The 12611-nt window shown below is 63.8% G+C and carries 15 protein-coding genes; 6 read left to right on the top strand and 9 right to left on the bottom strand.

Annotation, left to right across the window (positions count from 1 at the left end; all coding sequences use genetic code 11):
- Positions 1–78: 78 nt before the first annotated feature.
- Positions 79–1023, bottom strand: coding sequence for a glutathione synthase (gshB, locus tag AC0L2D_RS12840; protein ID WP_473541207.1), 945 nt, complete (start codon positions 1021–1023; stop codon positions 79–81).
- Between the two features lie 300 nt (positions 1024–1323).
- On the opposite strand from gshB, the gene AC0L2D_RS12835 reads away from it, so the two are divergent.
- From AC0L2D_RS12835 to AC0L2D_RS12810, 6 genes are all read left to right on the top strand, one after another.
- The gene (locus AC0L2D_RS12835; protein ID WP_013528600.1) at positions 1324–2673 is read left to right on the top strand and encodes a putative bifunctional diguanylate cyclase/phosphodiesterase; all 1350 of its coding nucleotides are present in this window, start codon (positions 1324–1326) and stop codon (positions 2671–2673) included.
- A gap of 267 nt (positions 2674–2940) precedes the next feature.
- On the top strand, positions 2941–3708 hold the full coding sequence (locus AC0L2D_RS12830; protein ID WP_063169668.1) for an SDR family NAD(P)-dependent oxidoreductase: 768 nt from the start codon (positions 2941–2943) through the stop codon (positions 3706–3708).
- Positions 3705–4658: a 2-dehydro-3-deoxygalactonokinase gene (locus AC0L2D_RS12825; RefSeq protein ID WP_473541206.1), complete on the top strand. Its 954-nt coding sequence runs from the start codon at positions 3705–3707 to the stop codon at positions 4656–4658. Before AC0L2D_RS12830 ends, AC0L2D_RS12825 begins: the two co-directional genes overlap by 4 nt.
- Positions 4655–5296 carry a 2-dehydro-3-deoxy-6-phosphogalactonate aldolase gene (locus AC0L2D_RS12820; RefSeq protein WP_013528597.1) on the top strand — a complete coding sequence of 214 codons (642 nt, stop codon included), beginning with the start codon at positions 4655–4657 and terminating at the stop codon, positions 5294–5296. Before AC0L2D_RS12825 ends, AC0L2D_RS12820 begins: the two co-directional genes overlap by 4 nt.
- Positions 5293–6174: an SMP-30/gluconolactonase/LRE family protein gene (locus AC0L2D_RS12815; RefSeq protein WP_473541205.1), complete on the top strand. Its 882-nt coding sequence runs from the start codon at positions 5293–5295 to the stop codon at positions 6172–6174. Before AC0L2D_RS12820 ends, AC0L2D_RS12815 begins: the two co-directional genes overlap by 4 nt.
- Positions 6175–6301: 127 nt before the next feature.
- Entirely contained in the window at positions 6302–7375 is a 1074-nt protein-coding gene (locus AC0L2D_RS12810) for a D-alanine--D-alanine ligase family protein (protein ID WP_063173490.1), read from the top strand.
- Between the two features lie 43 nt (positions 7376–7418).
- Here the strand turns inward: AC0L2D_RS12810 and AC0L2D_RS12805 are convergent, their stop codons facing one another.
- The 8 genes from AC0L2D_RS12805 to dnaJ form a co-directional block, all read right to left on the bottom strand.
- Positions 7419–7829, bottom strand: coding sequence for a GFA family protein (locus AC0L2D_RS12805; protein ID WP_013528594.1), 411 nt, complete (start codon positions 7827–7829; stop codon positions 7419–7421).
- 41 nt (positions 7830–7870) lie between these two features.
- Positions 7871–8335 carry an SRPBCC family protein gene (locus tag AC0L2D_RS12800; protein ID WP_013528593.1) on the bottom strand — a complete coding sequence of 155 codons (465 nt, stop codon included), beginning with the start codon at positions 8333–8335 and terminating at the stop codon, positions 7871–7873.
- The gene (locus AC0L2D_RS12795) at positions 8332–8652 is read right to left on the bottom strand and encodes an ArsR/SmtB family transcription factor (protein WP_024502159.1); all 321 of its coding nucleotides are present in this window, start codon (positions 8650–8652) and stop codon (positions 8332–8334) included. Before AC0L2D_RS12795 ends, AC0L2D_RS12800 begins: the two co-directional genes overlap by 4 nt.
- A 245-nt stretch (positions 8653–8897) precedes the next feature.
- A complete protein-coding gene (locus AC0L2D_RS12790; RefSeq protein WP_063169675.1) occupies positions 8898–9185 on the bottom strand; it encodes a DUF1330 domain-containing protein in 288 nt (95 codons plus the stop codon).
- Between the two features lie 32 nt (positions 9186–9217).
- Positions 9218–9916: an orotidine-5'-phosphate decarboxylase gene (gene pyrF / locus AC0L2D_RS12785; protein WP_013528590.1), complete on the bottom strand. Its 699-nt coding sequence runs from the start codon at positions 9914–9916 to the stop codon at positions 9218–9220.
- The gene (locus AC0L2D_RS12780) at positions 9913–10509 is read right to left on the bottom strand and encodes an NADPH-dependent FMN reductase (RefSeq protein WP_063169676.1); all 597 of its coding nucleotides are present in this window, start codon (positions 10507–10509) and stop codon (positions 9913–9915) included. Before AC0L2D_RS12780 ends, pyrF begins: the two co-directional genes overlap by 4 nt.
- A gap of 159 nt (positions 10510–10668) precedes the next feature.
- Entirely contained in the window at positions 10669–11274 is a 606-nt protein-coding gene (gene pmtA, locus AC0L2D_RS12775; protein ID WP_027161171.1) for a phospholipid N-methyltransferase PmtA, read from the bottom strand.
- 167 nt (positions 11275–11441) lie between these two features.
- On the bottom strand, positions 11442–12572 hold the full coding sequence (gene dnaJ, locus AC0L2D_RS12770; protein ID WP_013528587.1) for a molecular chaperone DnaJ: 1131 nt from the start codon (positions 12570–12572) through the stop codon (positions 11442–11444).
- Between the last annotated feature and the right edge of the window lie 39 nt (positions 12573–12611).

The following is a 12611-nucleotide window of genomic DNA, read 5'->3' as shown; positions in this document are numbered from 1 at the left end:
ACAAGCAAGCGTGTAAGTTGCAGCCGGATTGCGCCCGGTTGCAAAAGCGGAACATGGTTAATACGAAATGAAAGCGGCTTACTTGCGCCGCTTCCCCTCGACCGCGTCCCAGAACAGGCTGGCGATGTCGGCGCCGCCGAAGCGCTTGACCTCGCGCACGCCGGTCGGCGAGGTCACGTTGATCTCGGTCATGTAGTCACCGATGACGTCGATGCCGACCAGGATGAAGCCACGCTCCTTCAGCGAAGGCCCGATGCGGGCGCAGATCTCGCGTTCGCGTTCGGTCAGCTCGGTCTTTTCGGCGCGGCCGCCGACATGCATATTGGAGCGGGAATCATGTTCGGCGGGCACCCGGTTGATGGCGCCGACCGGCTCGCCGTCGATCAGGATGATGCGCTTGTCGCCCTTGCGCACGTCCTTGAGATAGCGCTGCACGATATAGGGTTCGCGAAACATCTGGCCGAACATTTCCAGCAGCGAGGCCAGGTTGCGGTCGCCCTCCAGCAGATGGAAGATGCCGGCGCCGCCATTGCCGTAGAGCGGCTTGACGATGATGTCGCCGAACTCCTTGCGGAAGGCGGCAACTTCGAGTGGATCCTTGGTGATCAGCGTGTCCGGCATCAGGTCGGCAAATTCGGTGACGAAGATCTTTTCCGGGCTGTTGCGCACCCAGGCCGGGTCGTTGACCACGAGCGTCTTCGGGTGGATGCGCTCCAGGATGTGCGTGGTGGTGATGTAGTTCATGTCGAAGGGCGGATCCTGGCGCAGCAGGACGACGTCCATCTCCGACAAATCGGTGCGCACCTTCTCGCCCAGCGAATAGTGGCTGCCTTTCTCGTCGCGCACCTGCATCTCCTCAATGCGGGCAAACACCTTGCCGTCGCGCAACGACAGCCGATCCGGCGTGTAGTGGAACAGCTCATGGCCACGCCGCTGCGCTTCCAGCGACAGCGCGAACGAGGTGTCGCCGGCGATCGACACGGTGGAGATGTGGTCCATCTGGACGGCGATTTTCAGCTTCATGGCGGGTCTCCGGCGGCTCGGATGGGCGACTGTCCTGCCTGTACAGGCTCACTGCCCGTCTGCCAATCGCGACCTTTTGAAGATTGGCATCAGCAAGTCGCAAGCTCGGCCCTGCCGGTCATTCCGTGACAGGAGCCAGGCTGCGCGTCCTCGTTGTTCCTTGAGCCCGAATGCACACCTCACATCGATCCTTCGAAACAGGTCGCGGTTGCCCATGGAAAATCGATTTCGCGATACGTTTCCTAAAGGGTTTGCTGCCAGTCTGAAAATAAATTCCGAAGTCACAAAACAGGGACACCGATGCAAACTTCGTTTGGCACCGGTCAGGCAAACAGGGAGAGCACGGATCTGGCATTCACCGATCCGTTGACCGGGCTTGGCAACCATCGCCGCTTCTTCGACAAGGTCGATCGGCTGATCGCCGACCGAGCCGACGATCCCGCGCCCTTTACCGTCGGGATTCTCGACCTCGACGGCTTCAAGCCGATCAACGATCTGTTCGGCCACAAGGCCGGCGACGACATCCTGATCCAGGTCGCGATGCGGCTGCGCGCCTCTATGGACGGCTATTCCACGGTCTGCCGCATCGGCGCCGACGAATTCGCTTTTCTCTATCCGATGGTATTCAGCGAGGACGCTGCGGCCGAAAAGTCGCGCATGCTGATCGAGATCCTGTCGGCGCCCTACGATGTCGGCGAACGCACCGCCAGGCTTTCGGCCTCGGTCGGCTGCTCGTTGTTCTATTCGGGCGACGAGACCACGGAAATCCTCATCAACAAGGCAGAGACGGCACTCTACCACGCCAAGCGTTCCGGCCGTGGCCGCGTCGTCGTCTACACCCGTGAGATGGAAGAAGCGGCCAAGCGCGTCACCCGCATCGAACAGGCGCTGCGCCGGGCTGTCTCGGCCGGCGAAGTGGAGCCGCATTTCCAACCCATCGTCGATCTCGCCACGCGCCGCACCATCGGCTTCGAGACGCTGGCGCGCTGGACCGACCGCGACCTGGGTTCCGTGCCGCCGACCGTCTTCATTCCCATCGCCGAGGAGCGCGGCATCATCGGCCCGTTGTCGCAGCTGGTGCTGCGCAAGGCGACGGAGGCCGCCAGAAGCTGGCCGAAGGACCTGTTCCTGTCGTTCAACCTGTCACCCTCGCAGCTCGTCGACCAGAACACCGGCCTGCACATATTGGCGATCCTCGACCGCACCGGCTTCGATCCGCGCCGGCTGGAGATCGAGATCACCGAGACCGGCCTGATGAACGACCCGGCCTCGGCCGCTCAGATCGTCGAGGATCTGCGCCGCGTCGGCATCCGCGTCTCGCTCGACGATTTCGGCACCGGCCAGTCCTCGCTCGGCCGCTTGCGCGAATTCCATTTCGACAAGCTCAAGATCGATCGCGCCTTCGTCTCCTCCATTCTCGACGACAGGCCGTCGGAACACATCATCCGCGCTATCCTCGCAATGTGCGAAGGGCTCGGCATGGACGTCGTCGCCGAAGGAATCGAGCAGGAAGCGCAGGCCGATCGCCTGGTCCAGTTTGGCTGCGCCGGCGGACAGGGCTATCTGTTCGGCAAGCCGGTCGATGCCGACGCCACGCTCGGCTATCTCCGCGATTCCTTCCGCGGCGCCCTGCGCGCCAAGGCGATCTGATCGGCGACCCTCCGCAATCCCCAACCCCGACGGTGCTGCCGTGCGCATCCGGTGCGGCGCATTGTCGTTTTGTCTGACATAAGCCCTGAAATTCGGCGGTTCGCCCTTGCCCGCGCGCCTTGCGCGGCTAGGATGCGCGCCGATCACGCTACAGCGCCGCGCGTCTTTCAAGACGCGCAAAGGACGCTGTAGCATTTAACATTTGCGCATGATCCCTTTCCGAAAATCGATCCGATTTTCGGGGTCATGCGCTGGGAGACAACAACGATGATGCCATCGGCGCATTTTGCCGACCTCGAAGGAGCCTCGGTGCTGATCACCGGCGGCGGCTCCGGAATTGGCGCGGCACTGACCGAGGGTTTTGTGCGCCAGGGCGCCAATGTCGCCTTCATCGACATCGCCGACGGCCCAAGCACAGCTCTTGCCGACCGCATCGAGAAAGAATTCGGCCGCCGGCCGCTCTACCTCAAGACCGATTTGCGCGATGTCGAGGCCCTGCGGGCGTCCGCCGCGAAGGCTGCCGAGGCGCACGGCGATGTCACCGTGCTGGTCAACAATGCGGCCTGGGACGAACGCCACGCCGTCGAAGACGTGACGGTCGAGTTCTGGGACAACAACCAAGCCATTAATCTGAGGCCGCATTTCTTCACCGCGCAAGCGGTGGCGCCGGGCATGAAGCGGGCCGGCGGCGGCTCGATCATCAACTTCACCTCGACGTCCTATCTGATCAACCACCCCGACATGCCGTCCTACACGGCCGCCAAGGCCGGTATCCTCGGTCTGACCAAGGGGCTGGCCGGCAAGCTCGGTGTGGACGGCATCCGCGTCAACGCCATCGCGCCCGGCTGGGTGATCACCGAGCGGCAGAAGGAGCTCTGGGTGACCGAACAGGGGCTTGCCGCCCATGTCGCCAAGCAGTGCATAAAACAGGTGATGCAGCCCGACGACATCGTCGGCACGGTGCTGTTCCTGGCCTCGGACGCTTCGCGCATGCTGACGGCGCAGATGCTGATCGTCGATGGAGGTTTCCTGTGAGCCAAGCCGGCAACGCACCGGCGGTCGCCGCCGTCGACTGGGGCACGACCCGCATGCGGGTCTGGCTGATCGACGGGCAAGGCAAGATGCTTGCCGAACGCCGCGGCGATGACGGCCTGATCACCGCGCAGCAAAAGGGCTTTTCGACCATCCTCGAAGGGCATCTGGCGGCGATGGGAGCACCAGCGGCGCTGCCCGTCATCATCTGCGGCATGGCCGGGTCCCGCCAGGGCTGGCTCGAAGCGCCCTATGTCACCGTGCCGGCGCCGCTTACCGCCATCCTTGCGGGCGCCGCCAGCGTGCCCGGACAGAGCCGTGACATCCGCATCGTTCCGGGTCTGGCCCAGCGGCTGACTGACGCGCCCGACGTCATGCGCGGCGAGGAAACCCAGCTTGCCGGCGCCGGCCTGCCGGCCAGGGGGCGCCAGTTGGTCTGCATGCCCGGCACCCATTCGAAATGGGTGCTGGTCGAGGATGGCGCCGTTACCGGCTTCGGCACCTGGCCGACCGGTGAGCTGTTTTCCGTGCTTGCCGCGCATTCGATCCTGCGCCACTCGCTCGGCGAGCACCCCAAGCCGGTCACATCGGACAATCCGTTCTTCCGCCGCTGGTGCGAAACCGCATTGGGCGAAGGCGGCGATGTCACCTCGCGGCTGTTTTCCATCCGCGCCGCCGGCCTGCTGCAGGATCTGAAAGCCGACGATGCCGCCGCCTGCCTGTCCGGCCTTTTGATCGGCGGCGAGATCGCCTCCGCCAGCCGCCGGCATGGCGCCGGTGCCGAACCCGTGGTGCTGATTGCCTCCGGCGCGCTGGCCGCACTCTACCAGGCCGCACTTGGTCTTGCTGGGCTTGAGGTCCGGGCCGTCGACGCCGACGAGGCAGTGCGTGCCGGTCTCGTCGAGGCGGCGCGCGAGAACGGCATGATCGCCAGAATTGGAGTTGCCCGATGAGCCAGACCGCACCGTTTCCAAAACTCAAGCGCGGCCTGGTTGCCATCCTTCGCGGGCTCAAGCCCACCGAGGCGATGGCCATGGGCCAGGCGCTGTTCGACGCCGGCATCGAGGCGATCGAAGTGCCGCTCAACTCGCCGCAACCGTTCTCGTCGATCGCCCGCATCGTCCAAGTGCTGCCGAAAACGGCGCTGGTCGGCGCCGGCACGGTGCTGACGCCGGCCGATGTCGATGGCTTGCACCAGGCCGGAGGGCGGCTGCTGGTCAGTCCCAATATCGATGCCGAGGTGATGGCGCGCGCCATGCATTACGGCATGGTTACGATGCCCGGCGTGTTCACGCCGACCGAAGCCTTCCTGGCGATCAAGCTCGGCGCCTCGGCCCTGAAATTCTTCCCGGCGAGCGTGCTGGGCGCCGGCGGCATTTCCGCGATGCGCGCGGTGTTGCCGGCGCAGACATTGGTCGGCGCCGTCGGCGGTGTCTCTGAAAAAGATTTTGCCGGCTACAAGGCTGCCGGCGTGACCGCCTTTGGTCTGGGCTCCAGCCTGTTCAAGCCGGGCATGAGCGTCGACGAGGTGGCCGCGCGTGCGCAAGCTGCCGTCGCGGCCTGGGATGCGGTGTTCGGAGAAGCAGGATGAGCGAAGCGATCGTTTCGGTTTTTTCCGATCACGTCTGCCAGCTCGGCGAGGGGCCGAGCTACGATCCCGCCACCGATACGCTCTACTGGTTTGACATCGTCAACAGCCAGCTTCTGGAAAAGCGGCTGTCCGGCGGCGCGACCACCGTCCATGAGCTTGGCCAAATGGCGAGCGCCATCGCCGTCATCGACGACAAGCGCCAGCTGATCGCCGCCGAGACCGGCTTTTATGTCCGCGATGTCGCGACCGGCAAGCTGACGCTGCACACGCCTGTCGAGGCCGACAATCCGGTCACGCGCTCCAACGATTCCCGCGTCCATCCCTGTGGTGCCCTGTGGATGGGCACCATGGGCAAGGGCGAGGAAAAAGGCGCGGGTTCGATCTACTGGTTTTTCAAGGGCGAACTGCGCCGCCTGTTTTCGGACATCACCGTCTCCAATTCGATCTGTTTTACCGAGGATGGCGCGATCGCTTACTACACCGACACCTCGACCGGGCTGCTGATGCGCGTCGCCTGCGACCCGGCGACCGGTCTGCCTGCCGGTGAGCCCAAGCTGTTCGTCGACCACCGCTCGGCCAAGGGCTATGTCGACGGGTCGGTGCTCGACCGCGACGGCATCCTGTGGAACGCCGTCTGGGGCGGCAGTGTCATCGAAGCCTACGGACCCGACGGCAAGCTCGTCCGCACGGTCGCCATGCCGGTGACGCAGCCATCCTGCCCAGCCTTCGTCGGCGCCAAGGCCGACCGGCTGGCGGTCACCTCCGCCTGGTCGGGCAAGGATGAGAAGCAGCGTCTGCTGGATCTGCAGGGCGGCATGACCTTTCTGCTCGATATTCCCGTCAACGGCCGCTTCGAGCCGCGCGTGCTGATCGCCTGATCGAACTGGATTCTACGGTCGGACGGTGCGTTGTCACGCCACCGCCCGCACCGTGTCGGTTTCGCGAGAGCCTGACGTCTCGACCATGCGATGGTAGGTGATCGTACCGCCGGGGATCGTTCATCTCATGCCAAGCCGTAAGCCGAAACTGATACTCGTCCATGAGCCGGAAAAGGCTTGTTTCGACCGTCTGGTCGCCGACGGCCATGCGCCGCAGCGCGCAACCGAAATCGCGTCCTATCTGGCGCAGTCGACCGATCTCGCTCCTGAATTCGACGTGCTTGGCCGTGCCTGCCAGGCACGCGGCCTGTCGTTCGCGCCGGTGGCGCTCGACGACGCTGCCAGCGTGCTCGCCGGCGAGCATCCCAGCACAACGCTGGTCTGGACGCTGACCGACGGCATCGCCTATTTCCGCGGCGGCGCGGCGCCCGCTTTGGCGCGACTGGGCGGTTTCAAGACAATCGGCGCCGACGATGCGTTGTTCGCGCTCTGCCAGGACAAGTTCCGCTCCGGCGCCGTGCTCGGCGCGCTCGGCCTGCCGGTGCCACAGGCTGGGCTCGCGCGTGACGGCCAATGGCTGGTCGAGCCGCCGGCCTCGCCCGCCGGCTGGTTCGTCAAGCCCAACCGGCTCGGCGCCAAGATCGGCATCTGGCCGGAGTCGCGCTGCAGCGATCTCGCCCACGCTTTGGAGCTCAGCCGGCGCGTCTTTTCGGCCTATCGCGACGATGTCGTCGTCCAGCCCTACGTCGCCGGCCGCAACGTGCGCGCCAGTTTCCTTAGCCTGATGCCGGGCGCGGGAGTCGAAGTGCTTGGCGTGGCCTTTGTCGATTCAGGCGCCGATTTCCAGACCATGGCCGACAGCCTGGCGCTCTACGGCGACACTGGCGAGGCAGCGAAAGCGGCGGGACATTACGCCGAGCCGGAGCTCGTCGCGGTCGCCGACAGCCAGCCGGCCGCCGACGCCAGGATTCGTGCGATCGCCGGGCGGCTGATGAGCGGGCTCGGCCTGCGCGACGTGTTTTCCATCGATCTCAGGGTCGAGGCCGACAACACCGTCCACCTCATCGAGTTCGAGGTCTGCCCCGGCCTGCCCTGCTTCGATTTCCGCGCCTATTGCCGCCAGCAATGGAGCCTCGAGCTTGCCGATGCCATAGCCGAGACAGCGGCGAGCCGGCTGATCGGCCAAGAGCATCGCGCCTGAAGGCGCCACGGCAGATCGCGGGCCGACCGGCGGACGCGTTTCACTACGGCATTCGCTCGACCGCCTGCAAGGCGGGATCCATCTTGTCCCAGGCATGGCCGTGGCTCGTGTAAGTCACCATCTGTGGGCTGAACTGTTCCGGATCGTCGAGGCTGGCCGCATGGACCGCTATGAATTCCGGCATGGCGACGGATATCAGAAAGACCGGCGTTCCGCAGGTTGGACAGAAGGTGTGGATTTTTTCATTGCCGCTGGCGCCCGCCACGCGCCAGGTGCTCACCTCCCCGGTAATGGCCATATCGGCACGCTGGCCGAAGGTCAGGTAGGATCCGTGGCCGGTGCCTGAGCGCTTCTGGCAATCGCTGCACTGGCAGTGGTTCTGGAAGATCGGCTCGTCGTTGGTTTCGTAACGGATCGCGCCGCATGCGCAGCCGCCGGTATAGCGCTTGGTCATCGTTATTCTCCACGGGTCTGAGTCTGCTCGAGGTCGCAACATCAGGCCGACTTCGGCTTGGCGAAAATATCGATGCCGCTGCCGGTTTCGAGGAAGGATTTCAGGCTGGACAGCACCGCCGGCCAACCCTGGCTGACGCCCTTCGCCATGCCGCTGCCGGCCTCGAGCTCGTCATGGCTGACGGTCAGCCGCACCATGGTGTCGTATTCCTCGATGGCGAACGTCACGCGGCTGGTTTTTGACGGATCGTCCGCCTGCGAAGCGTTCGCCCAGGTGATGACGAGGCGGGTCGGCGGCGAAATCTCGACGACCTTGCCGACGAGTTCGACGGTCCGTTCGTCATTGGCGCGGATGTGCTCCCATTTCGAGCCCGGCGTCCATTCGGAGACGTTCTCGTGGCCCCAGTAGCGCTTTGCGATCTCGGGCTTGATTATGGCCTCGAACACCTTCTGCGGCGTCGAGCGGATATAGGTCACGTAGACAAAGCTGGTCGTTTCCCTGGTCATTGGTCTTCTCCTTCGAGTTCTTGCTTCAGGTCGTGCAGCAGGCTGAGCCGCTGCCGTTCGAATTTCCGTACCCAGCGCTCGTAGACTTCGTGCAGCGGCACGGGATTGATGAAATGCAGCTTTTCGCGGCCGCGCTTGACCGTGCTCACCAGGTTGGCCGCCTCCAGCAGGTCGAGGTGCTGGGTGGCGGATTGCCTGGCCATGTCCAGATGATCGCAAAGCTGACTGAGCGTCTGCCCGTTCTGCTCGCACAGAAGGTCAAGCAGCCTTCTGCGTGTCGGGTCGCCCAGCGCTTTGAAAACCTTGTCGGCGTCCATCTGCCTCACTCTGTTGTAAGGCATAATATGCAGGTAAATACCTGCATGTCAATCGGCAATCCGACCGGCGTTGAATGACCGCTCGTCGGCACGGCTCCGCACCTGGCAACTGCGCCAGGCAGATCACCGTGAAATCGCGGAGCAAAGATATGTAAAATGAGCCTGCGAGGCTTCAAACGCCGCCAGGCTCTATCCGATTTTGAGCACGTCTCCGGCTAAAACCGGAACTATGCATGCAGGGGACCTCAGGCGCCCTCGACCAGGACGATCTCGCCATCGGCAACCTTCTGGCGAATGGCGGCGGCGCGCTGGTATTCCGGCGAATGGTAGCAATCGTGTGCGGCAGCCAGCGATTCGAACTCGATGATGACATTGCGTGCGCGGCCGGGGCCTTCGGCCTTTTCGTACTCGCCGCCGCGCGCCAGGAACTTCGCCCCGAAGCGCTCGAAGGCAGGTTTGGCGGCGGCGACATAGTCCTTGTAGCCTTCCGCGTCGCGCACATCGACACGAGCGATCCAGTATCCCTTGGGCATTTTCTTGGCCTCCGAACTTGTTCCTGGAAATCTCAGGCCGAGCGCATCTCGTCGAGGATGGCTTCGGCCGCTTCCCGCTTGTTGGCCGCAGCAATGATCGGACGGCCGACGACGAGGTGGCTGGCGCCGTTGCGAATCGCCTGGCCTGGCGTCACCACGCGCTTCTGGTCGCCATGGTCGCTGCCCGCCGGCCGGATGCCGGGCGTCACCACCGCCATGTCGGGTCCCACGATCCGGCGCACCGCCTCGGCCTCCGCGGCCGAGCAGACGATGCCGCCCATGCCGGCATGCAGCGCCTGTTCCGAGCGCCTAAGCACCAGCGTATGCGGATCGTACTCATAGCCGACGTCGATCATGTCCTGCTCGTCCATCGAGGTCAGAACGCTAACGGCAAGCAGGCAAAGGTCGCTGCCTCTGGCCGCCTCTACGGCGGCCTGCATAGCCTTGGGATAGGCGTGGATGGTCAGCATGGTCACGCCCATCTTGACGATGTTCTCGACACCCTTGGCCACCGTGTGGTCGATGTCGAGCAGCTTCATGTCCAGGAAGACGTTGGTGCCGCCGCTGGCCAGCTCCCTGGCGAAGTCGAGCCCGCCGGCGAAGGCAAGCTGGTAGCCGATCTTGTAGAAGGAGACGATGCCGTCGAGTTCGCGCACTGCCTGCTCGGCTTGCTTCACTGTCGGCACGTCGAGGCCGACGATGAGCCGGTCGCGCATGCTATTGGCGATCATGCCTCGATCCGGGTGGACAGCAGGCGCGAGGTCTCGATCAGCGTGCGGCATAGGTGCTCCATCGATTTGTGCAGTCTTTCGTCACGGAAATTTCCATCCTCGTCGAAGGCGTCACCGCCGTCGGGCACCGAGCATTCCGGCGTCACCACCTCCATCTGGCAACGCACCAGCACCGCGCGCAGATGGTTGATGCAGCGGATACCGGCAAAGTGCCCGTTGGAGGACGAGCAAAGGCCAACGACCTTGCCGGCCAGCGGCCTGACTGGCCGGCCACCATCCCTGCGCACCCGGCTCACCCAGTCGATCGTGTTCTTGAGCAGCGGCGGAATGGAGCCGTTATATTCGGGCGTGGCGATCAGCAGCCCGTCATGGGCCATGATGAGACGGCCGAGTTTCTGGGCGTTTTCGGGAACGCCTTTTTCCTTTTCCAGATCCTCGTCCATGATCGGCAGGGGGTATTCGGCGAGCGAGATGCGGGTCACCTCGGCACCTTGCATGGCGAGTTCCTTTTGCGCCACGTCGGCGGCCCTGCCGCTATAGGCGCCGCTGCGCACCGAGCCGGCGAAGACGAGGATTTTCGGGATCACTGCCATTGGCCACCCTTGTTCCCGGACAGGTACAGCCAAGGACGGCTCAAATCAACGGCTGGATAGGGGAATAGGGCAGTAGGGAATATGGGAGTAGAAAATAGCCTGGAAATGGAACCCTTCATCCCTACTCTCTTACTCCCCTATTGCCTTATTCCCTTCTCACTAGTGCGCTTCGCGGCGATAGATCCACAGCTGCGTCGGCGGAATGTTGCGGAGGATGAAATCGAAATGCTTGACCGTGTAGTCACCGCGGCCGGCCGGGATCGGCGACATCGGTCCGTAGGTCAGCTGCACGATCGGCCGTCCGGCCGGGATGCGGTCGAGCAGGCTCTCGATATAGGCGATGCGCTGGGCGACCGGAAAGTTGAGCAGCGGCACGCCCGAAACGACGGAGTCGAAGATCATCCCGCTCTTGTCGCCAAGCGTGGCGTTGAGGTTGAAGGCGTCGCCCTCGATGACGTTGACGCCGGGATAGAGCCGCCGCAGGTGACGAACGAAATCCGTGGAATATTCGACAGCGTAAAGGTTTTCGGGGCGTACGCCCTGGGCGAGGATAGCGCGGGTGATGACGCCGGTACCGGGACCGACCTCGAGCACTGGCAGGCCGGATTTAGGATTGACGATCGAGGCCATCTTGCGCGCGGTGATCGAACTGGTCGGCACGATCGAGCCAACCGTCTTCGGCTTGTCGATCCAGCCCTTGAAGAATTTGAGTTCGTCGTCGAACTTTTCGACAAGCGCCTTCCGCAGTCCAGGGCCACGTGTCATGCAAGCTCTCCTCAGCGCTCCCCGCAAAGTTACTTAGCACCTGAGCGGTGCTAGGCAAGGCGCGGCCGGACGCATGTCGTGGATAAGATAATTTTCGTCGCGTCTCAAGGGGTGACGCGATTCAAGGATTTACGCGTGGCAAATCGGCTTACGCGGGCCAAAGTGCATCAACGCTCGCCGAAAGACTCGAAGAAATCCTTCATACGGGCGAAAAAGCCGCTCGATTGAGGCGAATTGTCCTGCGAGGAGAGCTGTTCGAACTCCTCCAGAAGTTCGCGCTGGCGCCGGGTCAGGTTCTGCGGCGTCTCCACCGCGGTCTGGATGTAGAGGTCGCCGACATTGGGCTGGCGCAGCACAGGCATGCCCTTGCCCTTGAGGCGGAACTGGCGCCCGTTCTGTGTGCCTTCGGTCACCTTGACCTTGGTCTGCGTGCCGTCCAGCGTCGTCACCTCGAAGGAGCCGCCAAGGGCTGCCGTCGTCATCGAGATCGGCACCTTGCAATAGAGATCGGCGCCGTCGCGTTGGAAGAACTCGTGCGGTTTGACCGCCAGGAAAATATAGAGGTCACCCGAGGGCCCGCCGCGCAGGCCGGCTTCGCCCTCATTGGCAAGGCGGATGCGGGTGCCGTCCTCGATGCCGGCCGGGATGTTGACCGACAGCGAACGCTCCTCGGTGACGCGGCCCTGGCCGGCGCATTTCGGGCACGGATCCTTGATCGTCTGGCCGCGCCCCTGGCATTGCGGGCAGGTCCGCTCGATCGAGAAGAAACCTTGCGTGGCGCGCACCTTGCCGTGGCCGTTGCACATCGAGCAGGTGACGGGCTGGGTGCCGGGCTTGGCGCCGCTGCCCGAACATTCAGAGCACGAGATCGACGCCGGCACCCGGATCTGTGCGGTCTTGCCGGCAAAAGCCTCTTCCAGGGTGATTTCCATGTTGTAGCGCAGGTCGGCGCCGCGCTCGCGGCCGCCCGACGAGCGGCGCTGGCGCCCGCCCATCATGTCGCCGAAAATGTCCTCAAAAATGTCGGCGAAGCCGCCGGCGCCAAAGCCCTGGGCCCCGCCATTCATGCCGCCCTGTTCGAAGGCGGCGTGGCCGAAGCGGTCATAGGCCGCGCGCTTCTGCGGGTCTTTCAGCGTCTCGTAGGCTTCGTTGATTTCCTTGAACTTGTGCTCGCAGGAATGGTCGCCGGGGTTGCGATCGGGATGGAATTGCATGGCGAGCTTGCGGAAAGCGCTCTTGAGCTCCTTCTCATCGGCGCCTTTTTGCACGCCCAGCGTCTCGTAGAAATCAGCTTTCATTTTTTCCCGCTGTCCGGATGCTCAACGTCTTGAAGCATT

The sequence above is a fragment of the Mesorhizobium sp. WSM4833 genome (assembly GCF_055811095.1).
This window is presented reverse-complemented; position numbering and strand designations above follow the sequence as displayed.

Excerpts from the sequence above, each read along its gene's own strand:
- AC0L2D_RS12805 (WP_013528594.1), bottom strand. The coding sequence starts at position 7,829 with ATGACCAAGCGCTATACCGGCGGCTGCGCATGCGGCGCGATCCGTTAC.
- dnaJ (WP_013528587.1), bottom strand. The coding sequence starts at position 12,572 with ATGAAAGCTGATTTCTACGAGACGCTGGGCGTGCAAAAAGGCGCCGAT.
- AC0L2D_RS12810 (WP_063173490.1), top strand. The coding sequence starts at position 6,302 with ATGCCAAGCCGTAAGCCGAAACTGATACTCGTCCATGAGCCGGAAAAG.
- AC0L2D_RS12830 (WP_063169668.1), top strand. The coding sequence starts at position 2,941 with ATGATGCCATCGGCGCATTTTGCCGACCTCGAAGGAGCCTCGGTGCTG.
- AC0L2D_RS12800 (WP_013528593.1), bottom strand. The coding sequence starts at position 8,335 with ATGACCAGGGAAACGACCAGCTTTGTCTACGTGACCTATATCCGCTCG.
- gshB (WP_473541207.1), bottom strand. The coding sequence starts at position 1,023 with ATGAAGCTGAAAATCGCCGTCCAGATGGACCACATCTCCACCGTGTCG.
- AC0L2D_RS12780 (WP_063169676.1), bottom strand. The coding sequence starts at position 10,509 with ATGGCAGTGATCCCGAAAATCCTCGTCTTCGCCGGCTCGGTGCGCAGC.
- AC0L2D_RS12790 (WP_063169675.1), bottom strand. The coding sequence starts at position 9,185 with ATGCCCAAGGGATACTGGATCGCTCGTGTCGATGTGCGCGACGCGGAA.
- AC0L2D_RS12820 (WP_013528597.1), top strand. The coding sequence starts at position 4,655 with ATGAGCCAGACCGCACCGTTTCCAAAACTCAAGCGCGGCCTGGTTGCC.
- AC0L2D_RS12795 (WP_024502159.1), bottom strand. The coding sequence starts at position 8,652 with ATGGACGCCGACAAGGTTTTCAAAGCGCTGGGCGACCCGACACGCAGA.
- AC0L2D_RS12835 (WP_013528600.1), top strand. The coding sequence starts at position 1,324 with ATGCAAACTTCGTTTGGCACCGGTCAGGCAAACAGGGAGAGCACGGAT.
- AC0L2D_RS12815 (WP_473541205.1), top strand. The coding sequence starts at position 5,293 with ATGAGCGAAGCGATCGTTTCGGTTTTTTCCGATCACGTCTGCCAGCTC.
- pyrF (WP_013528590.1), bottom strand. The coding sequence starts at position 9,916 with ATGATCGCCAATAGCATGCGCGACCGGCTCATCGTCGGCCTCGACGTG.
- pmtA (WP_027161171.1), bottom strand. The coding sequence starts at position 11,274 with ATGACACGTGGCCCTGGACTGCGGAAGGCGCTTGTCGAAAAGTTCGAC.